Source organism: Aerococcus viridans (assembly GCF_002871935.1).
Classification (GTDB): domain Bacteria; phylum Bacillota; class Bacilli; order Lactobacillales; family Aerococcaceae; genus Aerococcus; species Aerococcus viridans_B.
In genome coordinates, this window is record NZ_PNHQ01000009.1 from 1 (window position 1) to 26,966 (window position 26,966).

The following is a 26,966-nucleotide window of genomic DNA, read 5'->3' on the forward strand; positions in this document are numbered from 1 at the left end:
TATCTCAATGTATATAATAGAAAAACTGCAAAATATAACAGAAACATAATAAACTGGCCTCTGAAATTAGAGGTATGAATTATTCAGGATATACTTTATTTCAACCGAAAATACTATTAAAACAATAACTGAAGATTTAGAGAATTAGTAGTCGATTTCGAGTTATATATTGTAAAAGAAAAAATTGGTTATAAAATAACTAATAAAGCATATTTTTGATTCTTTACAAGAAAAACTAAAATCATCAAGAATATATAATTATTTGTGTGAATCTAATTGAATGGAAGTTTTATGCTACTTAACTACAAGCAATCTTAGCTGTTTGGTCGTTAAAAATAACTTAAATAGGCGAAGTCCTTCAAAACCAATAGTATTTCACATAAAGATTGTAACTCGTGAAAAGTATTACACATTAAGATAAATACTAATCTGTTTGCTTCAAATTGCTGATTAAAAAGTAAAGTAATTATAGAAGGAAATATTATATAAAGGAGATTTTATCTTGATACATAATGAAGATAGTAGAGTAAAAGTACCAGCGCTATTACATTTCAAAAGATTGGGCTATGAGTACCAAACTAAAAAAATCAAAAAATTGATAGTCGAAATAATATTTTTGTAGACATTTTTACCAGTTCAATCAATAAAATTAATAACTCAAACTTTACCGAAGAGAAAATACAATTATTAATTAAAGAAATAGCTGAACTCACCGATAATCAGAGAGATAAAGGGATGAAGTTTTTTGAGCGTTTAACATCACGAAAAGCTTGAGAAATAAAGTTATTGGATCTGGAAAATCCGATGAATAACGATTTTAGAGTAGTTTCAGAACTCACTTATAAGAGACAAAATGAAGAATTTCGCCCGGACATCACAATTTTAGTTAACTGAATCCCTCTTGGGTTTGTAGAAGCCAAAAAGCCTAATAATCGTAATGGTATACGAGCGGAATTTGATAGAAGGCAGGTTAGGTTGAGAAAAGAAGAACTTACCCCAATTTTAACCAACTACAAGTTTTAGGATTTAGTAATAACTTACCTTATGATGATTCAGAACGAGTTAAACTATCAGGTAGCTTTTATACATCACCCAACGGAAATAGAACTTCATATAACCATTTTAGAGAAGAGCGTGAAATTGCAGTTAGCGAATACTTGCCTGATAAATTCATTGATTATGTCTTAGCAGGTAATTCGATTCTTGCAATTAAAAATACCAACGAATTTTTTACTAACTTAAAACCCGATACACCATGTAACGGATTTTATAGTGGGCCCAAAAAGTTAGACTAAATTTTACGAGAGTTGACTGATTGGTCAGCTCTTTTTTAATACATGCAATTTGGATTAATTCCTGTTGTCGACAATACTTTTCATAAATTTCAATCTGTCAAGGAACGATGAGAGGAATTTTCTATCTGTGCATTTGTGTGATGTGCTTTTCACTAATGAACTTTTCGACCAATTTCACAGTTGTAAACATGCCCCTCACCTATATGCAAAGAATTCGACTGATTCGAACCCCTTTTCCAAAAAGATTCAATTTGTTTTTTAAAGCATTAAAAATGTGAAATAGCTCTCCTACTCATAGCGAATAAAAGTATGAATTCGAACTTTTTATAAAACAAGTGAATATATCACGATTAAATGATAAAATAGAACTGTCATTAAACTTTGAGGGAGGAATATTAAATGGCCGTTTCCTACAAAAAACTATTTCATTTACTAGTTGATAGAGATATTTCAAACAATGAACTACGAAAGATGGCTGGTTTCTCAGGAAATATAATGACTCGAATGAAGCGAGAGCAATACATTTCATTAGAAAGCGTTGAAAAGATATGTAAGGTTTTAGATTGTAAAGTGGATGATATTTTAGAATTCACATCAGATAAATAGAAAGGTTGGAATGGAAAAATGATAAAAGATACGTGGGATAAAAATGAAAATGCATCAGCAAATAAAAAGGAAATAACAGTATTAAAAGAACATTTTCCAGCTTGTTTTAAAGAAGATGGATCGTTTGACATTGAAAGATTCAAAGAATATTTAAGTGAAGATATTAATGTTGTAAATGAAGGCTATGAACTAAAATTTCTAGGTAAAAACTATGCGAGATTACTCGTTACTTTAGAAACTGAAACAGTCATTGTTCCTAACGAAGAACACAATCAAAAAGAAGAAAACGTAGATAGTGAAAATATTTATATTACTGGAGACAATTTAGACGGGTTAAAACATTTATTAAAATCTTACGCTGGTAAGGTGAAGTGTATATACATAGACCCACCATACAATACAGGATCAGATGGTTTTGTGTACAATGACAACTTTAGTTTTACAGTTGAGGAACGGTTGCGTCAAGTTACTGTTGGATTTTATTTCCCCAGTTAATTTTGTGCTTTTCTCTGCCTTAGACCATATAAGCGGAAGTTCCGCTTATATGGTCTAAGGCAGAATGCTGCTATCTAGCTAAAAGTACGTTTCAATACACCTAACGGTGAAGAAGATGAACCATAATTCACTATTGAGCCATTGTGAATAGCTGTATATTCGGCTTTCTTAGCACCGGTAATACGGTCATCTAGTTGAATAACCTTTCGTTCTTTTTGTTTCTGTTTATTTGTCAATAATACTAACTGATCAATTTGTCCACCATTTAATTTATAGACTCTTAACTTAGCGATATTTTCAGCACCTTTTATAGACCATCCTAAGGGTCTTGAACTCAATCTACTACTTAAGATATGACTAACGTGCCCTTCAGCACTACATGAAATATAACCAGGCCTATATTGATTTTGAATGGCGGTCCAATGATTGAGTAGATATTTTCGATTTGCTTCTAGCGCTTTTTTCTCACTACTTGAGAGATCAGGATCAGATAAACGTGGATCAAAATATCGTTTCACTTTTCCCTTTTGATTAAATCTAATCCATCTCCGTAGAAGACCTAAGGTCTCTTTTGCTTTAGGACCTAAACCAACTACACTACGCACTGTAGCCTGTTTAGTATGGAATGGGTCTAAGACAAATGTTGTATTGGCAGGAAGATAATCCACACCAGATTTTATCCAACTTGCGCCATCACCACTTAAAAATATTTGCTTTATATTTTGAGTATCATAAGTTTCCTCAATAAATGCTGAAACTTCTAGCCAAAGTTCATCATTATTTGGATACCAACCCGTAAAACATCGCTCTATATTTAAAACATGTCTTTTATCAGTAGATTTTTCATGATTAAAACCAGTATGAACATAGACTAACTTCATTTGTTTATTTGAACTATCTTGCATAGCAACATGATCTTCATCGGCTTCAATATACAGATATTGTGGTGTTCTTTTTTCAATCGTTTCTTCTAACGGAAGTTCAATACTTTCTCTAGAAAGTTTATGAACTAAATTATACGTGGTTTGCTTACTATGAATACTGATATTTTCTATTTTATCGATAGCTTGTTGGTACGACATATCCTTCGCATTTTCTATGATTTGACTTTGTAGGTTATTATCAATCCTCTGATGAGGTTCAATTTCTAATAAGTCATCCAATAAATACGTAAAGTTATCTGTAGTTTTATTCCGATAGTAAGCTCTGGAATACTCAATATCACCGAATTTAGTGGCAATGACCTTAAGGTCATTGCTACGATGAATCCAATAGTTCTGCTTTCTATCAGAACTTTCTCGAATAACCTCTTCTACATCTGAAAGTACTGACTGCACCATTTCTACAATTAATTCATTTAAACTTTTTTCAGTTAATTTTGTCATTTCATCAAAATTTATAGTGTTATTAATTAGTTTGTTAAAAAGAAATGATTGTAAGTCTGTCACTGTTTGATTAATATATGCTAAACTAAGCAAAGGAATCCCCACTTTCGATTTTTGGTTTGCGCTTAAATTGTAACATGGGGGTTCTTTTTTTATGCTCAATTTTCCAACAGTAACTTGACGCATCCCAACACATGTATAAATATGAATGTTTTTTAAGATTATGTTAAAATGGTATATATTAAAGTGCCGAATTTTTACCTAAAGGAGATTATTTATGAAAAGAGAGAATTGGCAGCCTAAAATCCCTTCTTTCTTATTGAAGTCGGCAATTATATGGCCACTTATTATTGCATTATTATTATTAATTATTGTTATTGGTATTAGTGCAAGCGTTAGTTTACAAATGGGTTTTGTAATTGTTAGTTTGATTATAGTAATAATAGGCCTACTTGGTTTTAGCTTGGTCCAGATGTTAAATGCGATTAGCGAGTACATCTTAGGATTGAGTAATCAAATTAAATCTGTCCAAAGTGAAATTCTATTAAATATGCCTATTGGCATCGTTGTCTTCGATGAAAATGAACCAATTATTGAATGGGTTAACCCATTTTTACAAAAATATTTTTATCAGAAAGAAATTATTGGATTATATATTAATGATTTGGATGAAGATATTTTTGAATTATATAAAGAATTTCAAGAAGATTCTTCATTAAACTCAAAACGATTTCAATGGAAAAATGCACATTTTGAAGTGACTTATTTAAGAGATGAACATGCCCTATATTTTATTGATACTACGAAGTATGGCATCATTGCAGAGAATGCAGATTTAGGTCGTATTGTGATTGGTCATATTGTAGTTGATAATTATGATGAAACTGTTTCTTCCATGAATGATAGAAGAAAATCAACTATCGATAACTTAGTGACTAGTGATTTATCTAAATGGGCTAAACATTATGACTCTTATATTAAGCGCTTGGATGATGACCATTTCTTGTTAGTGTCGACTTATGGTCAACTGATACGAATGGAGGAAGATAAGTTTGTGGTAGTAGACAATCTTCGGGAAAAAACCTCAAAGGCGAATACGCCGCTAACTATTTCCATGGGGATTTCGTATCAAGAAAAAGAAGATGTTATTGATGTAGAAGAAATTTCTGATCAAGGGCAATCAAACTTAGATCTTGCACAAAGTCGTGGTGGAGATCAAGTTGTTGTAAGAACTAAGAATCAAAAAGCACGTTACTATGGTGGTAAGACTAACCCAATGGAAAAACGTACTCGTGTGCGTTCACGTCAAATTGCCAATACTATCTCTACAATGATTCAAAACGCATCTTCTGTATTTGTTATGGGGCATGATTATCCAGATATGGATGCACTCGGTGCGTGTTTAGGTATTCGACGAATTGCACAAATGAATAACCAAATGGGCTATGTTATTATCGATGAAAGTCGGATTAATGATGATATTGAACGTTTATTAGTAGAATTACGCAAGGATGAAACCATCGCTGAAGCTATTATATCTCCTGAACAAGCAGAAGAATTAATGGCACAAGATTCACTATTGTTCTTAGTAGATGTTCACCGACCTTCAATCACTGTGGCACCTGACTTGATAACTCCAAATAGACCTGTTATTATTATTGACCATCATCGTAAGGGAGAAGAAGTACCGGATAATATATTATTAGAATATATTGAACCATATGCTTCTTCAGCAAGTGAATTAATTACAGAGTTTTTTGAATATCAAAATCAAGAAAGTGAGCCAATTCAGCGTATTGAAGCAACTGCTATGTTAGCAGGTATGATTGTTGATACGCGAAATTTCTCTTTACGAACTGGATCAAGAACTTTCGATGCTGCAAGTTACTTAAAATCTGTAGGGGCTGATTCTTTTATGATTCAAAACTTACTGAAGGAAGATCTAACGGACTATATTAAACGTAATGAGTTGATAGAAAATGTTGAACTCATTTCAGGCAACCTTGGTATTGCAAGTGGTGAAGATAAAGAGGTCTATGATTCGGTTACTGCAGCTCAGGCAGCAGATACCTTATTATCAATGCGTAATGTGGATGCATCATTTGTAGTTTATTTAAGGGAAGATGGTCGTGTAGGCATATCCGCACGTAGTCTTGGAACGATTAACGTTCAACGTATAATGGAAGAATTAGGTGGCGGTGGTCACTTATCGAATGCTGCTACACAAATTTCAGATGTGACTGTCTCTGAAGCAGTAGACATGTTAAAATCTGTTATTATGGTTAAAGACGAGGAGGACGAATAATTATGAAGGTTATTTTTCTACAAGATGTTAAAAATCAAGGTAAAAAGGGTCAAATAAAAGAAGTCCCTAATGGTTACGCACAAAACTTTTTATTAAAAAAAGGTTTAGCAAAAGAAGCTACTGCTAGTGCTATTTCTGCACAACGAGGCAAAGAAAAGGCTAATGAAAAACAAGCACAAGAAGAGTTGCAAGAGGCAAAAGATTTAAAAGCAAAAATCGAAGACGAGGAAACAGTCGTTACGATTACAGCTAAAGGTGGCGAGGATGGTCGTTTATTCGGTTCAGTCCCGTCTAAACAAATTGCTACAGGAATGTTGAAGCAATATGGTATTAAGTTAGACAAACGTAAAATGGATTTGAATGAACCTATCCGTACATTTGGATATACAAATGTACCTGTAAAATTACATCATGAGGTTGAAGCAACTATTCGCGTACACATCGTTGAAGAGTAGGGCTGGTCTTTCTATAGATAGGAGGCTTGGATTTGAATCCCAGCCTCCTATTTTATTTGAATTTATTATCAATTTGATGCTGCTTTTTTGTATAATAGTTAGGTAATGGAGGTGCTGATGTGGCGGAGAATTTAGAACATACTACACCGCCTCAAAGTATAGAGGCTGAGCAAGCTGTGCTCGGTGCCATTTTACTTGATTCCGATGTGTTCATTTCAGTGCTAGAGTATGTTTCTGCCGATGATTTTTATAGTCGTGCAAATCAACTTATTTTTGAAGCGATGGAAGAACTAAACCGGGATGATGAGGCAATTGATGCGTTAACAGTTCAACAAAAATTAAATAACATGCACATGCTTGAAAATGTTGGCGGCTATGAGTATATTTTCCAACTGGCAAATGATACACCAACTGCAGCGAATGCGGAATACTATGCTCGTATAGTTGAAGAAAAATCTTTATTAAGAAAGCTAATTCAAGCATCTAATAAAATTGCCCGCGAAAGTTTTGAGCAAGAAGAGTCAGTATCCGTTATTCTAGATGAAGCTGAAAAATCTATCTTAAATGTAGCTGAGAACCGAAATCGAAATGGTTTTATCCATATTCGAGATGTCGTGTTTGAATCTATGCAAAATTTAGATGACTTATCTAAAAATGGTCAAGAGGTAACCGGTATTCCAACTGGTTATCCTGATTTAGATGCCATGACAGCTGGATTGCAACCAGAAGAATTAATTATTTTAGCTGCACGTCCGGCCGTTGGTAAGACTGCTTTTGCTTTGAATATCGCACAAAATGTTGCGACAAAGCAAGATGGCGTTGTTGCAGTCTTTTCTTTGGAGATGGGGGCTGAATCTCTGGTTAATCGTATGATTTGCGCAGAAGGGAGTATAAATGCAGGTCATTTACGGACTGGTCAATTAACGGAAGATGAGTGGTCAGATTTGATTGTTGCTTCAGGAGCACTATCTGAAGCAGATATTTATATTGATGATACACCGGGTATTCGAGTAACTGAAATTCGTTCTAAGAGTAGACGTCTACTTAAAGAACGCGGGCGACTTGATTTAATTGTGATAGATTACCTTCAATTGATTGAAGGTTCAGGTAAGCGAAATGAAAATAGACAACAAGAAGTTTCTGAAATTTCTAGACAATTAAAGAAAATTGCTAAAGAATTACACGTACCTGTAATTGCTTTATCTCAATTATCACGTGGTGTTGAACAGCGTCAGGATAAACGTCCAGTTCTTTCTGACATTCGTGAATCGGGATCTATTGAACAGGATGCGGATATTGTAGCCTTCCTGTATCGTGATGATTATTACGAACGTGGTGATGGTGAAGATGATGATGGTGGCGAACCGAAACTAGAAGATAATATCGTTGAGGTTATTATTGAAAAAAACCGATCCGGTGCGCGTGGAACAGTGAAACTTATTTTTACAAAAGAATTTAACAAATTTTCATCAGTGAGCTTTAGAACTGATGATGAAATGTTTGCATAACAGAGAGGAAAATCATTTATGTCAGGGATTGTCGTAGTAGGTACACAGTGGGGAGACGAAGGAAAAGGTAAAATTACCGACTTTCTAGCCAAAGATGCATCTGTGATTGTACGTTACCAAGGTGGGGATAACGCAGGTCACACGATTCAATTTGATGGCACCAAGTACGCATTACATTTAATTCCATCGGGTATCTTTTCGTCTGAGAAGTTATCTGTTATCGGTAACGGCGTTGTTATAAATCCGAAAGCATTGATTAAAGAATCGAATTACCTAAAAGACCATGGCATTGATGTCAGTGGCTTACGCATTTCAGACCGTGCCCATGTGATTTTACCTTATCATATTGAATTAGACCGCCTTCAAGAAGAAGCTAAAGGTGACGAGAAAATAGGTACGACTATTAAGGGGATTGGCCCAGCTTATACTGATAAAGCTAGCCGTAGTGGTATTCGCGTATGTGACCTATTGGAAAAAGATACTTTTGCAGCGAAGTTAAAAGCTAATCTTGATTATTACAATCAAATTATTACTAAAATCTATGGCGACCAACCGATAGATTTTGAAGAAGTCTATGCTGAATACTACGCTTATGGTCAAGAAATTAAGCACTTTGTAGCAGATACTTCAGTGATTATTAATGACTACTTAGACCGTGGTGAAAATGTATTATTTGAAGGTGCTCAAGGAAATCTATTAGATATCGACCAAGGTACATACCCATATGTAACGTCATCTAACCCAGTTTCAGGTGGTGCGACAGTTGGTACTGGTGTTGGACCAACACGCTTTAACAAAGTTGTAGGTGTAGCGAAAGCTTACACTTCTCGTGTTGGTGAAGGTGCCTTCCCAACTGAATTATTTGATGCAGTTGGTGATCAAATCAGAGAAGTTGGGCGCGAATTTGGTACAACTACTGGTCGTCCACGTCGTGTTGGTTGGTTTGATTCTGTTGTGATGCGTCACTCTAAACGTATCTCTGGATTAACTGATTTATCATTAAATTCAATTGATGTATTGTCAGGATTAGAAACAGTAAAAATTTGCGTAGCCTATGAAACAGCAGATGGTACACGTATTGAACATTATCCAGCTAGTTTGCAACAATTAGCTGAATGTACACCAATTTATGAAGAGTTACCAGGTTGGTCTGAAGATATTACTGCTTGTAAGACTTTAGAAGATTTACCAGCAAATGCACGTCAATATGTTAAACGTGTATCGGAATTAGTTGGTGTAAATATTGCGACATTCTCTGTGGGTCCCGATCGGACGCAAACAAACATTTTAGAAGATATTTGGAATAGTTAATCCAATTATAAAGTGGGGCTATGAAGTCCTGCTTTTTTTTGTGTGCAATTAATTCCTAAAATCCAGCTTAAATTGAATTTATTTTCAGTTATTAATGAGGGAAAATACTGTATTGGATAAACCTGAAAGTGTTGGTAGATAAAATTTGATTTGGATATAAATGTATTAGGTGGATTTATGCTGAAGGAAGCTAGCTTTAGCAAAGAAATTGAAGGCCATTTTTCAAGTATTTTGAAAGAGGGCTTTTTATTCGTTGACAAGTGTAGTCAATAAAGGTATATTAAAATTATAAAGATTACAAATGTAAACGATAATAAGGAGAGATTTTGAATGAAGACAACAACTTATTTAATCCCAGATATGTCATGTGCCCACTGTAAAGCACGAATTGAAAAAGAGGTAGCGAGATTAAATGGCGTACAAGTAGCTGATGTACCAGTTGAAACGAAAGTGCTCACTGTTCAATTCGATGACCAAGTGGTAGATAGTGCGACTATCATTGAAGCGGTGACTGAAGCAGGCTATACAGCTGAACCTCAATAGTTTTTGTCTGAAGGAGGATGCATAATGAAAGATACATATACAATTGAAGGGATGACTTGTGCATCCTGTGCCCAAGCTGTTGAGAAGAATGTTAGCAAGTTAACAGGTATGGATTCAGCGATTGTCAATTTTGCCACTGAAAAATTAAGTGTGACGTATGATGATCAACAAGTCACAGCTAGTGATATTACCAAAGCAGTCGCAGATGCCGGTTATAAGGCAGTAAAACATTTAACGACAGATACTTTTGAAATTGAAGGAATGTCTTGTGCATCTTGTGCGCAAGCTATTGAGAAATCAGTTGGTAAAATGGGTGGTGTATCGACAGTAGCGGTAAATTTAGCTACTGAAAAAATGACGGTAACCTTTGATGAAGATGCCTTAAATATTTCTGATATTGTCCATACAGTTGAAGATACGGGCTATCAGGCTAAGTTGGAGACAAGTAAAGAAGAAGGCCCTAGCCAAGCAGAAAAGCAACACATACATATTCAAAGTTTATGGCGTCGTTTTTTATGGTCAGCAGTTTTCACATTCCCATTACTTTATATTGCGATGGGGCCAATGTTACCTTTTGGTGGGCTTCCCTTACCAGAATTTCTAGACCCGATGAGTCATACGGTAAACTTTGCAGTAACACAATTATTGCTAACCTTACCAGTAATCTATTTAGGACGCGCCTTCTATACAGTAGGTTTTAAAGCATTATTTAAAGGGCATCCTAATATGGACTCATTAATTGCGATTGGGACAGCGGCAGCGCTGGGTCAAGGTATAGTAATGACGGTTCTTTTGGTAACGGGTCAACTCCATATTGACCACGGTCATCCTGATTTATACTTTGAGTCAGCAGCTGTTATTTTAACGCTGATTACCCTAGGTAAATATTTGGAAGCTATTTCTAAAGGTAAAACTTCTGAGGCCATTAAGAAATTGATGGGTTTAGCACCAAAGACAGCTCGTGTAGTTCGTAATGATCAGGAAATAGAGATTGCAATTGATCAGGTTGTAACGGGCGATATTTTAATCGTACGACCAGGTGAAAAGATTCCTGTTGATGGTGAAATTATTGAAGGGTATTCGGCAGTAGATGAAGCAATGATTACTGGAGAGAGTATCCCCGTTGAAAAAAGGGTCGGCGACCAGGTTGTTGGTGCCAGTATCAACAAGAATGGTTCGTTCCAATTTAAAGCGACTAAGGTTGGTAAAGATACAACGCTAGCACAAATTATTCATCTTGTTGAAGAGGCTCAAGGATCAAAGGCGCCGATTGCTAAATTAGCAGATAAAGTATCGGGTATTTTTGTGCCGATTGTGATGACTTTAGCTGCTATCTCAGGGTTGCTATGGTACTTTCTAGGCCAAGAATCTTGGGTGTTTGCCTTATCAATTACCATTTCAGTTTTAGTGATTGCATGTCCATGTGCCTTAGGGTTGGCAACACCAACTGCCATTATGGTTGGAACTGGTAAAGGTGCTGAAAATGGCGTACTGATTAAAAGTGGTGATGCTTTAGAAGCAACACAAAAAGTGCAGACGATTGTATTCGATAAAACAGGTACGATTACTGAAGGACGACCTGTTGTGACAGATATTAAAACCTTCAATAATGCAGATTCAGATGAAATATTACAGATTGCAGCTTCCGCAGAAGTGGGTTCAGAACACCCACTAGGTGAAGCGATTGTTGCCACAGCAAAAGACCGTCAATTAACTTTAATACCAAGTCAAGATTTTCAAGCAATTCCCGGACATGGATTACAGGTTAGCTTGAATGGGCAAGTTGTTCTGCTAGGAAATCGTAAATTAATGGTAGACCATGCAATTGACCTATCAGTTGATAATGGCTTATCAGATCAATTAGCGACTGAAGGTAAAACACCGATGTTTATTGCTGTTGACGGTAACTTATTAGGCATTGTTGCAGTAGCAGACACGGTTAAGGAAAATTCTATTGCAGCGATTCAAAAACTACACCGGATGGGCATTGAAGTGGCGATGATTACTGGAGATAATAAAAGAACTGCAGAGGCGATTGCTAAGCAGGTGGGTATTGACCGGGTATTTAGTGAAGTGTTGCCGGAAGATAAGGCCAGTGAAGTGAAAAAATTACAAGATGAAGGTTTACATGTGGCAATGGTTGGTGATGGTATCAACGATGCACCGGCACTTGCTCAAGCCAATGTGGGGATTGCTATTGGTTCAGGAACAGATGTAGCGATTGAATCAGCAGATATCGTCTTGATGCGTAGTGACTTAATGGATGTACCAACAGCAGTTGAGTTGAGTAGCGCAACTATTGCCAACATTAAACAAAATCTCTTTTGGGCATTTGCTTATAATACGATTGGTATCCCAGTAGCCATGGGTGTCTTATACATACTTGGAGGTCCCTTACTGAGTCCCATGTTTGCTGGTGCAGCCATGAGCTTGAGTTCAGTTTCTGTGTTGCTGAATGCTCTTCGTCTAAAAGGCTTTAAAGTAAAAGCATAAACAATTGCATACTTAAAATACTAGCCATCCTTTTTTGAGGGATGGCTATTTTACTGTGTAATATTTGCTAGTAGGTAGAAAGGTACTTTTTGCAATCTTTAAAAGGTATTTTGCAATGTAATGTAAAGCGCTTTCATATTATATTAAATTTATAAATATTTTCAAATCAATCTAAATTCGAAAAGTATTCCTTAGGTGATCTACCAAAATGATGGACAAATTGTCGATAGAAGGTGGAATAGTCTGAAAAACCTACCATTTTTGCAGCTTTAGTTATTGGTATACCATCGAGTACTAGATCTTTACATGAAATAAGCCGTCTAGATATGACTGTTTGGTGAGCTGTTTTTGAAGAATATGTTTTGAATAGTTGCGCTAGTTTATTTTCAGAAATATAGAAACGATCTGCAATATGTTTATTTGATAAATCTTCCTGATAATTTGTGTGGATATACATATTAATCGCATGGAAGAAATCTCTTTCTTTTACGTAGTGGCGGTGAGTATCTAAGTGATTATAATTGGCATACGTTCGTTCGATATGAATACAAATATAATTGAGAAAATGATCAATAGCTTCTTTGTATCCTAGGCGTTTGTAGGTGATTTCACTTACTAAGAATTCAAATGAATCGATAAACATTGTTACAGTTGGTGAGGTTGCGTGTATAAATGTAAGCGATTTCTTATTAAAAAACTCAGGCCAAGTCTTTCCCTTAAAAAAGTTAGGTGAAATTTCGAAAAGATAGCAAAGAATCTTAGTAGATTGATGCTGTTTATCCGAATGTTGCTGTTTCATTTTGAACCTTTTATGTTCGGGGATAAGAATAATATCACCATATTGAATATTCGTATGTAAGTCAGATGTGATCAATGTAAGGTTATTAGTTGGTACGAGTAAACGGATGCTCGTGGTATCGCTAGACAAATCAGCTATTTGTGTGGCATTTATTTTTCGAATTAAGTTATTGATATTTAACATAAATTTGCTCCTAAAAGTGAATAGATGTGGAAAGGAAAGTTATATGAGAACACGTTTTTTATCTAAATGTACGAATCAAGAAGTTGAACAGTATCTTGCATCTAATGATATCATTATCGTCCCTGTTGGTGTAACTGAATTACATGGGGGATTACCACTAGATAGTGAAACAGTTTTGGCAGAAGGGATTGCCTTAAAAATGGCAGAGGCTTGTGATGGTTTAATATTGCATAATCTGCCTTATTTCTATGCAGGTTCTACTATCCGTGGGCGAGGAACAGTCCAAGTCAACGTGGAACCCTCTATTCAATATTTAAAAGAAGTCACTAAATCTTTAATTCGTCAGGGTTTTAAACGGATTATTTTTACTAGCTTCCATGGACCAGCACATCTCTATATTAGTCCGGTTGTCCGTGATATTTTTGAAGATTACCATGTGCCAGTTTTATATATTGATCCCTTACAAGCCATTGGAATGGAAAAGTTATTCCAAGGTGCAAGCTCTGAAGATCCATTTACAGAAATAATCCTAGCTGCTTATGATTCGTTGGGGCGTTTAGGAGAAGTGCCTTTGACTACTCCAGAAAATGATTTTTGGAATGAACGCAAACCTTCCACTACAGCTTTTGCGAATAAAATCAATGGAATGGCCTATGCAAGTGGTGCCATTGGTATGATATTTGGCGACCATATGGATCATATGCCAACCATTCAATTAACGAGTGAAGAGCAGAAACAAGCTTTAGCTGATAGTGGTCATCAGCAAATCAATCAAATTGTTGATTATTTGGATATGGTGGAAGTGGTTGGGCAAATGCAGCAAGTAGCCCAATTTGTAGCAGAACAAGCAAAAAAATATCAATGGACCAATAATATTTAGGGGGAATAGAAGATGAGTGTATCAAAAGTAAGTAGATTTACAAATGACCTTACATGGAAACATAAGATTGGTTACGCTGCTGGAGACGCAGGCGGGGTCTTAACACTGTCACTTGTACAAACCTATATGACTCGCTATATTACCAATACGCTCCAGGTACCTTATGCAATTCTTTCGATTTTATTATTGGTATGGAATATTTGGGATATGGTAAATGACCCGATGATGGGGACTTTAATGGATAAGGCCTATGCGAAATCGAACGGTCATAAAGATAAGTTTCGTCCTTGGATATTACGGTCTATTCCCTTAATTGTATTCGGATTAATTGCCTTCTATAGTGTACCGACAGGTTTAAGCCAGATGACAACGGTAGCAATGCTGTTTGTATTTAAAATTATTTATGAATTAGGCTATACTATGATGAATATTGCGATGGGTTCACTTATTAGTGGGATGGCTACGAATGATATCGAGCGGACAACTCTTTCTTCAGCCCGTGGTATGGGGTCAACAATTGGGAGTTTGGTATTTGCTATTATTGCACCGCAAGTGTTGGCTAGATTGGGTGAGACAACTAGAGGTTTTATGATTGCAGCTATTATTACAGCAGTCCTAGGTGGTATTATCATTTTTATGCATTATGTATGGACGGAAGAACGTAATAAACTTTCTAGTGAAGTAACTGATGCAGAAGATGCCAAAGCAAGTAATGTTAAATTTACGGATATTCTAAATGTATTCAAGAAAAATCGTGCTTTCTTAGCTTTAAGTCTGCACTCTATCATTATTGTATTTGGCCAGACTTTATATAGTACTTCGCAAACTTATGTTTATGGAGACCACTATAGAAATATTGGATTAATGTCTTTTGCTACAACATTAATGAGTTTAATTATGGTAGCTATCTTACTTTCAGCACCAAAATTAGTAAAAGTATTTGGTTCAACAGATAAATTGATTCGTAACAGTTTAGTGTTTGGTGGTAGTCTATTATTAGTTTTATTTACTTTTATGTATTTTTCAGATGTAAATGATAATGTATACATGATTGTCTCTAGTGTTGGATTTGCAATCATCATGATGTCAGTTCAACTTCAATGGGGACTGGTATCTGAAGCAACAGACTATAATGAATACATTACAGGCAAGCGTACGGAAGGGGCTATTTACGGTACTTTCTCATTAACACGTCGTATTGGTCAAACAATTGCTCAGTCATTATCTGTTTCTATGATTGGTTGGATTGGCTATAGCCCAGAAATTGCTAATTCAGGTGGTAATCAAACATTAGAAACATTAAAAGGGTTGCAAGTGATGAATCTACTGATTCCTGGTATTTGTGCATTCTTATCTTGGATTTGCTTCCGCTTTATTTGGAATATTACCGGCGAATTACGTGAAAAGATAGTAGCTTGGAAGGACAGCCGTACTGCTGATTTAGAAGATTAGCTCGTTCTTATAATTTAGTAAAATTAGTGGTCAAGGGATGAAGCACGGGCTTATCCTTGACCATTTTGTATGATAAAAAATATGATTTTTAAGTGTAATGTCTTGCATGTTTGTCAGAATGGGTGTAAAATTTTAGTGTTGCAGATGACAAATCAATCAATTCGGACTGGTAGCTCAGTTGGTAGAGCAACGGACTCTTAATCCGTGGGTCCAGGGTTCGAGCCCCTGTCGGTCCATCTTATAAAAGGCGTTGTATCAGAGTTTGTATACTTTGGTATGACGCTATTTTTTTTTAAAATTATAATGAAAAACACCTATGAAAATAAATATTGCTATAAACAATTGCAAAAAAATAATATTTATTTTGAGGTTTCCTTTTTCATATTGATATGGTAGTATCGGATACAAATGAATATAGTAGTGACATTTGGGGTGCAAAAAGCTGAGATTATACCCATTGAACCTGAAACAGTTAATACTGGCGAAGGGAAATGTAGCATGTTTTATGTATGAAAAACTGTCAGATATATAGTATCTGTACGGTTTATTAAAGTATTTAGAACAAGTAGCAAAGTTTTTGCTCACCCCTTATGCCTCTATTATTAAATATAGGAAAAGGGGTTTTTTTGTTGGAAAAATTTAGATGGACATTACCAGATGTTATCTTCTTAGCATTTCTAGCTTTCTTATTTGGTGCAGTATTTATGGGAGCTGGTGTCTTATATGCCTTTTTAGTATCTGTGCTTACGCCATTTGGTTTAACGCCATTTGCTAATGAAATTTTATTTGGTATGTGGACAATTGCCGCACCGGTAGCAGGAATGTTGATTCCAAAAGTAGCTAGTGCATTATTAGGTGAGGTATTTGCCGCTTTAGCAGAAATGTTATACGGCTCATATTTCGGTGCCGGTGTTTTAATTTCTGGTTTAATACAGGGGTTAGGTACGGAAGCAGGTTTCTTTGTTACAAAATACAAACGATACGATACGGTTACCTTAATTTATGGTGCTATTGGTACCACTGTCTTTAGCTTTGCCTATGAAATTTTTAAGTTTGGCTATGCCACTTATGGCATTGGTATGGTGGTTGCTTTATTTTTAGTTCGTTTTATCTCAGTAGCATTTTTCGGTGTATTTTTAACACAAAAAATTGTTGCTTTATTTAGTAGCATACAAAAGCAAGGGATTAGGATGAATCAATGAGCGGTGTCGTGAATATTCAAAATTTGACTGTAAAGAACAATGAACTAGTTATTTTAAATAATATTTTTTGTGAGTGGGCATTTGGAGAATTTATTTTATTGACTGGCGATAGTGGAAGTGGAAAAAGCACATTTATGCATACGATTGCTGGCTTTAATGGTATGCCTTTTCAAGGCAACATTTTGTTTGATGATCAGCCGATTCAGGAATATTCCAACGCTGAAAAAGCACAGAAAATAGGTTTGATGTTTCAAAATCCAGCACAACAATTTACCATGAACACATTAGAGCGGGAATTATACTTTGTTTTGGAAAATTGTGGTATTCCCTATGACTTGGCTAAAGAGAGGATAAGAGAAGCAGTAGATGAAATGGGTACTGCATATTTATTACAACAAGATTTGATGACTTTATCAGGAGGAGAGAAGCAACGGGCAGCATTAACCATTTTAATTGCTGTAGATGCACCAATTCTTTTATTGGATGAACCCTTTGCCAGTATAGACCCAGCGTCACGAATATTTTTGATGGATATGCTAGGAAAATTGAGAGATAAAGGCAAGTTGATTGTCATTGTAGACCATGATATGAGTCATTATAGACCACTGGTAGACCGCTTTTTGATGATGAAAAATGGTTGTCTCATGGAAACAGATATAACGCACTTGCCTGAAGAAGTACTTATCCCACAATTAAAATGTAACAATGGGAGTCAATCGCCGATATTTACATTAGATCATATCAAGATTAAGCAAGGAGATAAGACTTTGCTTAATCAAGAAGCGTTTATTTTCCAAAAAGGGGTAACGACCTTAACTGGTGATAATGGTGCGGGTAAATCCACGTTATTAAAATCAATGGCGCAACTATATCCCTATAAGGGGCGGATGTGTTTTAAAGGCAAACGACTATCGAAGTTTGTCAGTAAGAAACGTTTATACGAGTCGCTGACACTAGCTGTACAAGATGCATCACAACAATTTGTCACACTGACAGTTAGGGATGAAGTCACGTTTCCCAAACAAAAAAATAGTGAAATCAATGCACGTCAATTGCAGGCTTTTGAAGATTTGAATATGACACATATCTTAGATCGGAGTTTATTTCACCTAAGCGAAGGACAAAAGAAGATGGTGCAGTTAATTTCTTTACTCGGTTTAGACCATCAATTCTTGATGTTAGATGAACCGTTTTCGGGATTGGATCAAAAATCTTATGATTACTTTGCGCGATGGATATTGGAAAAGAAAAATCAAACTGATTTCCTAATTGTTTCTCACCGACTAACACCACTAGAAGGTATTAGTGATCATCATATTCATTTGTCTAAGCAATTGTTAGAGGAGGTTTGATAGATATGGAAGAGCGAACAAGCAGTATTCCATCGATTATTTTCTTAGTATTTCTTTTAACGATTGAAATTTCTTTTACCTATTCTATTTGGTTGAATCTATATATTGTTTGTGTTGTGATGGTTTATTTAACTTTTAAAAAGCGATTTTCAATCATGTTTTTTTTACTTGCGGTGCCTTTTATCCCAGCAATTACCACATTTTGGTCAGTTTATATTCAAGGAAGTGGTTTATCAGATGCATGGCTACTATTAACGAGAACCTATGCTTTTGTAGCTTTGGGAGTAGGATTTATGGCTTCTGTAGACTTACAAGATTGCTTACTCATATTGGAGCAATATAAACTACCTGCCATATTTATATATGGATTGCTAGTGGTGATTCATGCAGTCCCTGAAATTCAAAGAGAAATCAAAAATATGCACGATGCTAGTTTATTAAGGGGCAAAAGGTTGTATCCTTGGTCAACTTTATACTATGTAAAAGTAATTTTTTTAGCCCTTAATTGGCGAGATCGCTATGCAGAAGCCATGTGTTCTAGAGGTTTTTCTGAAAATCAACCTCGACTACACTATCAATATTGGAAGGTATCACCGGTATCTGTCATATTATCTATTGGCTTAATCATATTTGGGAACATTTTAATGAGATTGGAGTATTTTATTTAATGAAAGAGACATTTATTGAAATTGTATGAAAGCAGACGACACCATATTGGGAGGGTAGTTTTAGTCATCCCTTCATTGTGCAGTTACAAGATGGGACTTTACCGATTGAAAACTTTCGTTACTATTTGATACAAGATGCCTATTATCTACGTCACTTTTCCGCACTTTATAAGCGTGTAGCTGAGATAACCAGTAATCCGATTTTGAAAACTCAAATGTTGGATAATGCTAATGATTTAGCTGAAGGTGAGCTGGCTATCCGTGCCAAGTTTTTTGAAGAATTGGGGATCACTGATACTGAATTAAAAGAAACAGGTGTTGCTCCCACAGCTTATCATTACGTTTCTCATATGTATCGTCAGTTAGTTGAAAATAATGATGCGGTTGCTGCTGCAAGTTTATTACCTTGTTCTTGGCTTTATTTTGAAATTGGGCAAAAATTAAGACAGTCGAACGAGCCTTCTCCTGTACCAATTTATCAGGATTGGATTGAAACATATGGTGGGGACGAGGCCCGAGTGGCAATAGAGCAAGAATGCACATTGCTTAACCAATTATATGCTGAAAGTAGTCAAGAAGATAAAGAAAGTATGATTTCAGCCTTTGTAATTAGTGCAAGAATGGAGTTTAATTTCTGGGAGATGGCCTTTAATTTCGAGAAATGGCCGGTGGGTATAGCGAATGATTAAAGACTATAAAATTGAAAAAATGAGCATTTTAGCTATGATGATTGCCATGGATGTTGTCTTATCCCCCTTATTACGGGTTGAAGGTATTGCACCTATGTCGAGTGTCATGAATGTGATTGCAGCAGTTTTGATGGGACCGGTATATGGCACCTTGATGGCCTTATCATGTGGTATTCTCAGAATGATATTGTTTGGGATTCCACCTTTAGCATTAACAGGTGCAGTCTTTGGTGCTTTTCTATCTGGTATTGGCTATCGATTAACAAGTAAATACTTAGCTGCAATTATAGGAGAATTTATCGGTACCGGTTTGGTTGGTTCACTCCTCTCTTACCCGGTAATGGTATGGTTTACAGGGTCTGCTCAGGGTATGTATTGGTTTGTATATACACCTAGATTTATCATCGGTGCACTTTCTGGATCGATAATGGCTTATTTTATTTTGATCAGACTCGATAAGTTAGCATATATCCAGCACGTGAAAGGCATATTTTGGCCTACAATTAAAAAAATTTAGTCCGTTTATCCTGAAATCAAAAAGAAGGTGAGACAAAAGTCGTATAGAATTGACGTACTGAACCAAAAGGCGAACAATAATGAAATATTATTGGAGACATTTGGGCAGTATCGGACAATGCTGACTTTTGGAACCCAATGATAAACGTTCTTATATAGCAAAGAGAGGCTGGGACATTTTTGTATCAGCCTCTTTTTTGATTTGAAATATGAGGATTAATCTTGATTAAATACAGGGAAGACTTTACTATCACCATAATCGGCAATCTTTTCCATATTTCTAAAATTGTTACAAGCATATCCTACACCTTAAAGTCTACTTTAGGTCAAAGCAGAAGTTCTATATTTCCTAAAATGCTACGTTGAATACTCATTTATACCTTTAAATAAAAAAGCGCTGCACCGGTTTTGGTGCAACGCTTTGCTTAGCATCATGCGATAAAATTTATGCTATCTTATTTTAGTGCATCGACAATAGCTTGATCAAATGCAGGTAAGTCTTCAGGTGTTCGACTTGAAATTAATTTACCAGCTTCATCGATCACAACTTCTTTATCATAGAAATTTGCACCAGCATTTTTCACATCAATGGCCACTTGTTTCACTGCGGTAATGTCTTTACCTTTTAAGGTTTCGGCATTTACCAATAATTGAGGACCATGGCAGATAGTGAAAATCCATTTGTTGTTGCTGTCAAAATGACGTACAAATTCTAACATGCTGTCATATTTACGTAATTGGTCAGGCGAATAGCCACCAGGAATTAATAAGGCATCGAAATCTTTCGCTTCTACTTCATCGATAGATTTTTCAATGGTTACCTCAGTTCCTTCAGCTTTCCCACGAACAGTTTCACCAGCTTTCATTCCGATGGTGACGACTTCGTGTCCAGCTGCTTCTAAAGCTTTCTTTGGTTCAGTATATTCAGAATCTTCAAATAAGTTAGCCAATACAGTTGCAATTCTTGCCATAATTTATAGCCTCCTTAAAGCTTTGACACTTATATACTAAAGGATATATTTATATCATGCAAAGGAAACGAATTATAAACGTATTTGCCCTCTATAATGAATAAGCGCTTAAAATTATTTATTTGCCCATTATTGAGTAATTAATTAGATGTATAGGTCAATATAGTTTAAGTATTCAACTTTCTAGCTGTGATTGCAGCGCTATATCTAATAATATTTCTTGGTTAAAGTCAGCGTTAAATGAATAGATTCTTTTTCTAATAAATTAGGATGGTGAATTTTCTAAGAGTGTAGACCATTTGTCTTGGATCTTCTTGGCAACGATCTCTTGATCACTACTAGTTAGGATATCGTATTGGCTAACATCAATAGCCATTTTAGCTGAATGGTCATAGTTTTCGTACCATTCATCGTATAGGGTGTGCAGTTGCTTATAGTAGGCTAGTAAATCTGGTCGACCTTCTATTTGTTCGTATGGACGACCACGACGCTTGATTTTCTCAAGGATTAAATCGAAAGGCGCATGTAAGTAAACAAGTAATTCTGGTGATTGGTTGGTTGATTCTGAAATAATACGAACATCATCCATCATATTGGCTAATAAATCTTGATATAATTCCCATTCTACATCTGATATATTGCCGTTCATATTATTTACCTGCGTAAATAAAGCATCTTCATAAATTGACCGGTCTAAGATTGCACGTTCATATGTCATCCCGCGTTTAATACTTTTAACGCGTTGGTTTAAAAAGTAAATCTGCAGTGAAAAAGCATATTTCGTTGGTTCGTTGTAGTATGCATCCAAAATTGGATTTTCTGATACTTCCTCAAAAAGAGGTTCTGCTTGAAATATTTCTGCCATATGGTTGGTATAGGTTGTCTTACCAACACCGATCATGCCTGCCATGGTAATCATATTCAATTGCTCCTTCATCTAATTAGTCGGAGCAATTATAGCATAAATTTGACCTGACTTGGATAAAGAGACTTGTTGAAAAGGATACGTTTACATGGTAAATGACCGCTTTATTCTTTGATGACCTATGGTACAATAGCCGTGGATTATGAGAAAGGGTGGGTCAAGATGGTAGATTTAAATAAGAAAATATTAGAAACTGCCTTGTTAGCTGGGCAAATTATGACAGAAAGTAATGCAGAATCATATCGTGTTGAAGATACGATGAACCGTATTTTAACAACATCAAATGCAGCATATGCCGTGGCAATCTCGCTTTCAACAGGTTTATATATAACCCTTGATGACCCATCTTTTGAAGGTTCTGGGTTTACTGGTATTAAGAGAATTACACGCCGTTCTAACAATTTAAATAAAATTACCCAAGTGAATCATATTTCACGTGAATTGACTTCCGGTAATATGTCAATTGACGAAGCTTATGAGCGGTTACAGGTTATTCGATTCCATCAGCCGCAATATTCAAAATTACAAGTATCCATTGGGGTAGTTGGTTTAGCTGCAGCCTTCTCTTTCCTTTTTGGGGGCGGTATTAACGAATTAATCATGAGTACAATGAATGGTTTTATTTTAGCCTTATTATACCGTCTAGAAGATAAATACTATATTAGTGAAGGCTTTTCAAATATTATTCAAGCACTTGTTGTAACAGTGGCTGCTTATTTAATGCAAGCCTATGTATTATCGAATACAGATATCAATATTGTAATTATTTCTACATTGATGCCAATGGTTCCAGGTACAGCCATAACGAACTCCTTACGAGATATTTTTCATGAGGATTACATTGCGGGTGTTTCTAGAGCAACAGAGGCCTTCTTGAACGCCTTAATGATTGCCTTAGGCGCTGCACTGGGTCTGGCGTTGATCGGAGGTTTATATTAATGACTACAATGGATATTATTTTCCAACTAATAGGTGCTTATGGGGTAGGTTTGTTCGCAATTTTAACGATTGAAGGGCCACGAAAAGTTTTATTTTGGACACCTTTCATTAATGTTGCTGGTTGGGCTAGTTATTTGATAAGTTTACATATTGGTGGTTTTTCAATAACAATGGCGACTTATTTTGGTTCTTTGGTTATTGCGTTAATCTCTCAAATGTATGCACGTATTTTCAGAGAACCGGTAACAGTTTTCTTTATTCCAGCGTTCTTCCTCTTTGTGCCAGGAGGGGGCATGTATCGAACGGCGTTAGCGTTTATTCAAGGAGATACAGCTCAAGGCCTTACTGAACTAGGAGGTACACTATTTACTGCCTTGGCGATTGCGCTTGCAGTTTATACATCAGATACTTTTATACAAATTATTAATAAACAAAAGTTCCCAAAATTTATCCGGAAAAACTACCGTGTGATACCTAAAGTAGGGAAGAAAAGTGAAAAGAAAATCGAGAAAAAGATTAAATAGATTAGACTTATTTCTATATAATAATTCGAAATAAGCTGACAGCGGATGGCCATTTCAATTTTAGGACGTATGTGATTTGTCACTGCGTCTTTTTCTATTATAATGATAGAAAAGAGGGGGAGTCAGTATGGAAAACTGGTTTATATTGTTGGTAACCAGTATTGTACTTACTGGTTGTGGGTTCAATCACCAGGATACGGGTGTAGATTTGGATACGGCGAATGTTGGTGAAGAAGTTTCTAGCTTGGATGAAGAGGAGAACTTTTTCACGGAAGCTTTTGGGGCCAATGGAGAAGAGGTATTGAAGCAATTTAATGTAAAAGAGGCTGATTTACCGGCGGTTGAACTAAGAGATTCAGGCATTCAAGAGAGTCATTTTTTGCGTTTGAATGGGCTAGACCAGTATGTGTATGAGGTGGGTCAGGGTGAGGGCTTACCGGTGGTGATCTTTCTTCATGGAGGACCAGGATTTTCATATACGGACCAGGCGGATACTTTGGCAGGTTTATATGATCAAGTGAATATACTTTTTTGGGATCAGATTGGTGCAGGAAAAACGTATGAAGCTAATCCAAGTGCAGAACCTAATATAATCGATTTACAGGCTTCTTTAACAGATTTAGTTGCTTATACCAAGGCCCGTTATGGGGTTGATCGAGTGGGTATTATTGGTCATTCATGGGGGGCAGCATTAGGGGCTTCTTATGTGCTTGACTATCCAGATGATGTGGCTTTTTATGTGGGCATTGGACAAGTGGTAACGCCAGTTGAGGATGAGGCAGTGGCTTTAAGTCAGACGCGCGAATTGGCGACAAGCTTAGGACGTCAAGATCTACTTGATCAATTAAGTGAGATTTCAACTGACTATCCTAATCCAAATGATTTTTTGACTTTAGCTTATGAGGCAGCGATTTTACGGTCAGTTCAGCGTGAATTAGGGTTTGGAACAGCTGATTTTGTCCAATATTTACCTTTATTGTTAACCAATAAGATAGATAAACTATCTGAAAATGATCAGGAAATGCTAGACCGTATGCTACTTAACCAGCGTTTGTATCGAGAGTTATTGGCGATAGATATCTATGCAAGGGACCTCGAATTGAGTGTGCCATTTTATCTAATTTCTGGGGAAAATGATATCCAAGTACCAAAAATTCAGTCAGAAAAATTAATTGAAAGGGTTCAAGCACCGACAAAAGAAATGATCATTATACCGGATGCGGGGCATACCCCAATGATCGATCAAGAAAAGGACTTTATACAATCGCTAACAACCATTATAAACCGGACATTTTCGGCAAATGGATGATTATTTTTTACCAATATTTATGCTAAAATGTATACAGACAAATCTATACAATAATATGCGGAGGATAAATATGACCAAGCAATTGATTCCAAACGGCGGTAATTGTTTAGCTTCAGTAGCCCTACTTGAAGGTAAGCAACCATTATTATGGGCCTTCCGTGAAAAGAGCTTGATGCCAAGTGATAGTGGTTGGCGTTTTTTTGCTGCGACGGATACGCAAACTGAAATTATGGACGGAAAGAGTGTACTTCTTGTCGATATTAATAAAGTCGCTGAACTGGAACCAACTGTAGCGGGTATTTATTGGTATCCAGAAGGAGCTGATTTTCAATTAGCCAGTAAAGATGGCAACAAATATTTCGTGTACAACGATACCTTTGAAAGAGTTGTACCGGCAACTAACTATAAAGACTTACCTCATTCGTCAAAAGTCTTCGCGCAACATTTTAATGAGGCTACAACAATATCAAGCCCTAATGCTATGGCTGAAAGTTTACAATTATCAGCTGAAAAAGTAGATATGCTGAAACTATTAGATTTAATGCATACAAACGATGCAGGAAATCTATCAGATATAGAAATTTTTATGAATGCTGGCCTATTATTTGGCTTCGTAGCTATGCGAAATAAATCCCTGCATATGACCTTATCAGATGGGCAATTGGATGATATCGTGGGCATCATGATGGATTACTTTAATCTAAACCGAGAGAAAGCCAATGCTTATGTTTACCATTATACTAACTTAAAGCACGATGGGACAGCGGTTGCTGAACAACAATTGACGATGTATGGGGGCAAAATGTATGAGTGGTTAAATGTTGACGACTTTCATGCAATCAAAAATGAGTATGCCAACCTCGTGATGCATCATCGCAAAGCCAAAATGGTTTAGCGGATTTTACAGAATGGAGCGTTAAAAAGTGAAGTATCTCAAGCAAGCTTTTATTATTATTATGATTACTTTAATCGCTGAAGTATTATCACACACATTACCTTTACCATTGCCAGCCTCGATTTACGGCATGCTGATATTATTTGTCTGCTTAATGACTGGTGTGATTAAGCTGGAACAAGTTGAAAATGTTGGTGAATGGTTAATCGCTGTGATGCCTGCCATGTTCGTAGTGCCAGGTGCGGGTTTTATTACCTCTTGGTCAAGTTTACAGCCGCATTTGTTATCTTGGTCAGTGATTATTTCGGTGACAACTATTCTTGTAATGATCGTTGCTGGTCTTATAGCGCAATCACTACAAAAACGTCAGAATGCTAAGAACGGAGGAGAAAAATAATGAATAGTTTATTTGATTTATTCCCCTCGTTTGGCTTATTCCTAACTTTAGGTGTATATATGATTGCCATGTGGATAAACAAGAAATTAAAATCACCGATTGCTAACCCATTGTTAATCGCAGTGATTTTAATTATTGCGATCTTAGTTATTGGCAAGGTGAATGTGCCTGTTTATCAAGAGAGTGCGAGCTTTGTGTCTTATCTGTTAACACCAGCAACGATATCTTTAGCGATTCCAGTATATAAACAACGACACATTTTAAAAGAAAATTTCTGGACAATTATCATTACAGTTGTGGTAGCGATGATTACAGCTGTTGCGAGTGTCTTGATTGTTGCGCTTATCTTTAATATGGAGGAAGAAATTTTACGTTCGGTATTATCTAAATCAGTAACAACAGCGATCGCTATTGATATTACCGAAATTATTGGTGGTATTACACCAATCATTGTCGGTTCAGTTGTTTTGACGGGTATCTTTGGTGTTGTGGTGAACGAATGGATCTTCAAACTGCTAAAAATTGATTCATATTTTGCACGTGGTTTAGCTATGGGGACTTCAAGTCACGCCATGGGTACAGCAGAATCAATGAAAATTAATGAACTTCAAGGTGCAATGTCTAGTATCGCCATGGTAATATCTGGTATTGTGATTGCTATTTTAGTACCAATCGTCGCAGGTTTCCTATAAGAATAGGGAAGTATTAATGACTACATATATTTCCAAAAGTGTTGTCTATTTTGGACGACACTTTTTATTTGTCTCTAAAAGGCAAAAAACAAAATTAGATTTATTCTCATTTTATTGGAAATATACTACCCTTTTTCTCATAAATAGTGTTAAACTTATAGCATATTGATGCATTGT

Annotated in this window: 25 protein-coding genes, 1 tRNA gene, 1 pseudogene and 1 riboswitch; of the genes and pseudogenes, 23 read left to right on the top strand and 4 right to left on the bottom strand. The window is 36.0% G+C overall.

The window, feature by feature from the left end; all coding sequences use genetic code 11:
- The first annotated feature begins 786 nt into the window (after positions 1–786).
- The 3 genes from CJ191_RS09355 (at position 787) to CJ191_RS04675 (ending at position 2,396) form a co-directional block, all read left to right on the top strand.
- Positions 787–894 carry a type I restriction endonuclease gene (locus tag CJ191_RS09355; RefSeq protein WP_102199118.1) on the top strand — a complete coding sequence of 36 codons (108 nt, stop codon included), beginning with the start codon at positions 787–789 and terminating at the stop codon, positions 892–894.
- A gap of 800 nt (positions 895–1,694) precedes the next feature.
- Entirely contained in the window at positions 1,695–1,901 is a 207-nt protein-coding gene (locus CJ191_RS04670; protein ID WP_102199119.1) for a helix-turn-helix domain-containing protein, read from the top strand.
- An 18-nt stretch (positions 1,902–1,919) separates the two neighbouring features.
- Positions 1,920–2,396 carry a site-specific DNA-methyltransferase gene (locus CJ191_RS04675; protein ID WP_219721555.1) on the top strand — a complete coding sequence of 159 codons (477 nt, stop codon included), beginning with the start codon at positions 1,920–1,922 and terminating at the stop codon, positions 2,394–2,396.
- 74 nt (positions 2,397–2,470) lie between these two features.
- Here the strand turns inward: CJ191_RS04675 and CJ191_RS04680 are convergent, their stop codons facing one another.
- The gene (locus tag CJ191_RS04680; protein ID WP_102199120.1) at positions 2,471–3,967 is read right to left on the bottom strand and encodes an ISLre2 family transposase; all 1,497 of its coding nucleotides are present in this window, start codon (positions 3,965–3,967) and stop codon (positions 2,471–2,473) included.
- 91 nt (positions 3,968–4,058) lie between these two features.
- On the opposite strand from CJ191_RS04680, the gene CJ191_RS04685 reads away from it, so the two are divergent.
- The 6 genes from CJ191_RS04685 (at position 4,059) to CJ191_RS04710 (ending at position 12,396) form a co-directional block, all read left to right on the top strand.
- On the top strand, positions 4,059–6,086 hold the full coding sequence (locus CJ191_RS04685; protein WP_102199121.1) for a DHH family phosphoesterase: 2,028 nt from the start codon (positions 4,059–4,061) through the stop codon (positions 6,084–6,086).
- A gap of 2 nt (positions 6,087–6,088) precedes the next feature.
- Positions 6,089–6,541: a 50S ribosomal protein L9 gene (rplI, locus tag CJ191_RS04690; RefSeq protein ID WP_070468591.1), complete on the top strand. Its 453-nt coding sequence runs from the start codon at positions 6,089–6,091 to the stop codon at positions 6,539–6,541.
- A gap of 119 nt (positions 6,542–6,660) precedes the next feature.
- Complete coding sequence (gene dnaB, locus CJ191_RS04695) at positions 6,661–8,049, top strand: replicative DNA helicase (protein WP_102199122.1); 1,389 nt, start codon at positions 6,661–6,663, stop codon at positions 8,047–8,049.
- A gap of 18 nt (positions 8,050–8,067) precedes the next feature.
- Positions 8,068–9,360 carry an adenylosuccinate synthase gene (locus CJ191_RS04700; RefSeq protein ID WP_102199123.1) on the top strand — a complete coding sequence of 431 codons (1,293 nt, stop codon included), beginning with the start codon at positions 8,068–8,070 and terminating at the stop codon, positions 9,358–9,360.
- Between the two features lie 330 nt (positions 9,361–9,690).
- On the top strand, positions 9,691–9,903 hold the full coding sequence (locus tag CJ191_RS04705) for a heavy-metal-associated domain-containing protein (protein ID WP_102199124.1): 213 nt from the start codon (positions 9,691–9,693) through the stop codon (positions 9,901–9,903).
- Positions 9,904–9,924: 21 nt separating this feature from the next.
- Positions 9,925–12,396 (top strand): heavy metal translocating P-type ATPase, encoded by a 2,472-nt coding sequence (locus tag CJ191_RS04710; protein ID WP_180960937.1) that lies wholly within the window; start codon positions 9,925–9,927, stop codon positions 12,394–12,396.
- A 166-nt stretch (positions 12,397–12,562) separates the two neighbouring features.
- Here CJ191_RS04710 and CJ191_RS04715 read toward each other — a convergent pair whose 3' ends face one another.
- Positions 12,563–13,378 carry a helix-turn-helix domain-containing protein gene (locus CJ191_RS04715; RefSeq protein WP_102199126.1) on the bottom strand — a complete coding sequence of 272 codons (816 nt, stop codon included), beginning with the start codon at positions 13,376–13,378 and terminating at the stop codon, positions 12,563–12,565.
- 43 nt (positions 13,379–13,421) lie between these two features.
- On the opposite strand from CJ191_RS04715, the gene CJ191_RS04720 reads away from it, so the two are divergent.
- The 8 genes and pseudogenes from CJ191_RS04720 (at position 13,422) to thiW (ending at position 20,138) form a co-directional block, all read left to right on the top strand.
- On the top strand, positions 13,422–14,258 hold the full coding sequence (locus CJ191_RS04720) for a creatininase family protein (protein ID WP_102199127.1): 837 nt from the start codon (positions 13,422–13,424) through the stop codon (positions 14,256–14,258).
- Between the two features lie 12 nt (positions 14,259–14,270).
- Positions 14,271–15,710, top strand: a complete 1,440-nt coding sequence (locus tag CJ191_RS04725) for an MFS transporter (RefSeq protein ID WP_102199128.1) — start codon at positions 14,271–14,273, stop codon at positions 15,708–15,710.
- Positions 15,711–15,873: 163 nt separating this feature from the next.
- Positions 15,874–15,946: transfer RNA gene (locus tag CJ191_RS04730), tRNA-Lys, on the top strand.
- A 182-nt stretch (positions 15,947–16,128) separates the two neighbouring features.
- A riboswitch (TPP riboswitch) is annotated at positions 16,129–16,217 on the top strand.
- 122 nt (positions 16,218–16,339) lie between these two features.
- Positions 16,340–16,912, top strand: coding sequence for an ECF transporter S component (locus CJ191_RS04735; protein ID WP_083272795.1), 573 nt, complete (start codon positions 16,340–16,342; stop codon positions 16,910–16,912).
- Positions 16,909–18,264, top strand: coding sequence for an ATP-binding cassette domain-containing protein (locus CJ191_RS04740; protein WP_102199129.1), 1,356 nt, complete (start codon positions 16,909–16,911; stop codon positions 18,262–18,264). Before CJ191_RS04735 ends, CJ191_RS04740 begins: the two co-directional genes overlap by 4 nt.
- A 5-nt stretch (positions 18,265–18,269) precedes the next feature.
- On the top strand, positions 18,270–18,932 hold the full coding sequence (locus CJ191_RS04745) for an energy-coupling factor transporter transmembrane component T family protein (RefSeq protein WP_102199130.1): 663 nt from the start codon (positions 18,270–18,272) through the stop codon (positions 18,930–18,932).
- Positions 18,932–19,621: pseudogene (tenA, locus tag CJ191_RS04750) on the top strand (thiaminase II). The gene CJ191_RS04745 and the pseudogene tenA overlap by 1 nt, the downstream one beginning before the upstream one ends.
- A complete protein-coding gene (thiW, locus tag CJ191_RS04755) occupies positions 19,617–20,138 on the top strand; it encodes an energy coupling factor transporter S component ThiW (protein WP_070468601.1) in 522 nt (173 codons plus the stop codon). The pseudogene tenA and the gene thiW overlap by 5 nt, the downstream one beginning before the upstream one ends.
- 454 nt (positions 20,139–20,592) lie before the next feature.
- Here the strand turns inward: thiW and CJ191_RS04760 are convergent, their stop codons facing one another.
- Together CJ191_RS04760 and CJ191_RS04765 are read right to left on the bottom strand one after the other, a co-directional pair.
- Positions 20,593–21,108: a type 1 glutamine amidotransferase domain-containing protein gene (locus CJ191_RS04760; protein WP_102199131.1), complete on the bottom strand. Its 516-nt coding sequence runs from the start codon at positions 21,106–21,108 to the stop codon at positions 20,593–20,595.
- A gap of 265 nt (positions 21,109–21,373) precedes the next feature.
- Positions 21,374–22,027: a deoxynucleoside kinase gene (locus CJ191_RS04765; protein WP_102199132.1), complete on the bottom strand. Its 654-nt coding sequence runs from the start codon at positions 22,025–22,027 to the stop codon at positions 21,374–21,376.
- Positions 22,028–22,195: 168 nt separating this feature from the next.
- Here CJ191_RS04765 and CJ191_RS04770 point away from each other — a divergent pair, with 168 nt between their 5' ends.
- The 6 genes from CJ191_RS04770 to CJ191_RS04795 all read left to right on the top strand — a co-directional run bounded on the left by CJ191_RS04770 (position 22,196) and on the right by CJ191_RS04795 (position 26,789).
- Positions 22,196–22,972 (top strand): threonine/serine exporter family protein, encoded by a 777-nt coding sequence (locus CJ191_RS04770; protein WP_180960934.1) that lies wholly within the window; start codon positions 22,196–22,198, stop codon positions 22,970–22,972.
- Positions 22,972–23,496, top strand: a complete 525-nt coding sequence (locus CJ191_RS04775; RefSeq protein ID WP_070468555.1) for a threonine/serine exporter family protein — start codon at positions 22,972–22,974, stop codon at positions 23,494–23,496. The genes CJ191_RS04770 and CJ191_RS04775 overlap by 1 nt, the downstream gene beginning before the upstream one ends.
- Before the next feature lie 127 nt (positions 23,497–23,623).
- Positions 23,624–24,805: an alpha/beta fold hydrolase gene (locus tag CJ191_RS04780; protein ID WP_102199134.1), complete on the top strand. Its 1,182-nt coding sequence runs from the start codon at positions 23,624–23,626 to the stop codon at positions 24,803–24,805.
- A gap of 70 nt (positions 24,806–24,875) precedes the next feature.
- Positions 24,876–25,700, top strand: a complete 825-nt coding sequence (locus CJ191_RS04785; RefSeq protein ID WP_070468553.1) for an immunity protein Imm33 domain-containing protein — start codon at positions 24,876–24,878, stop codon at positions 25,698–25,700.
- Between the two features lie 28 nt (positions 25,701–25,728).
- Positions 25,729–26,097, top strand: coding sequence for a CidA/LrgA family protein (locus CJ191_RS04790; RefSeq protein WP_070468551.1), 369 nt, complete (start codon positions 25,729–25,731; stop codon positions 26,095–26,097).
- A complete protein-coding gene (locus CJ191_RS04795) occupies positions 26,097–26,789 on the top strand; it encodes an LrgB family protein (RefSeq protein ID WP_070468549.1) in 693 nt (230 codons plus the stop codon). The genes CJ191_RS04790 and CJ191_RS04795 overlap by 1 nt, the downstream gene beginning before the upstream one ends.
- The last annotated feature ends 177 nt before the right edge of the window (positions 26,790–26,966 follow it).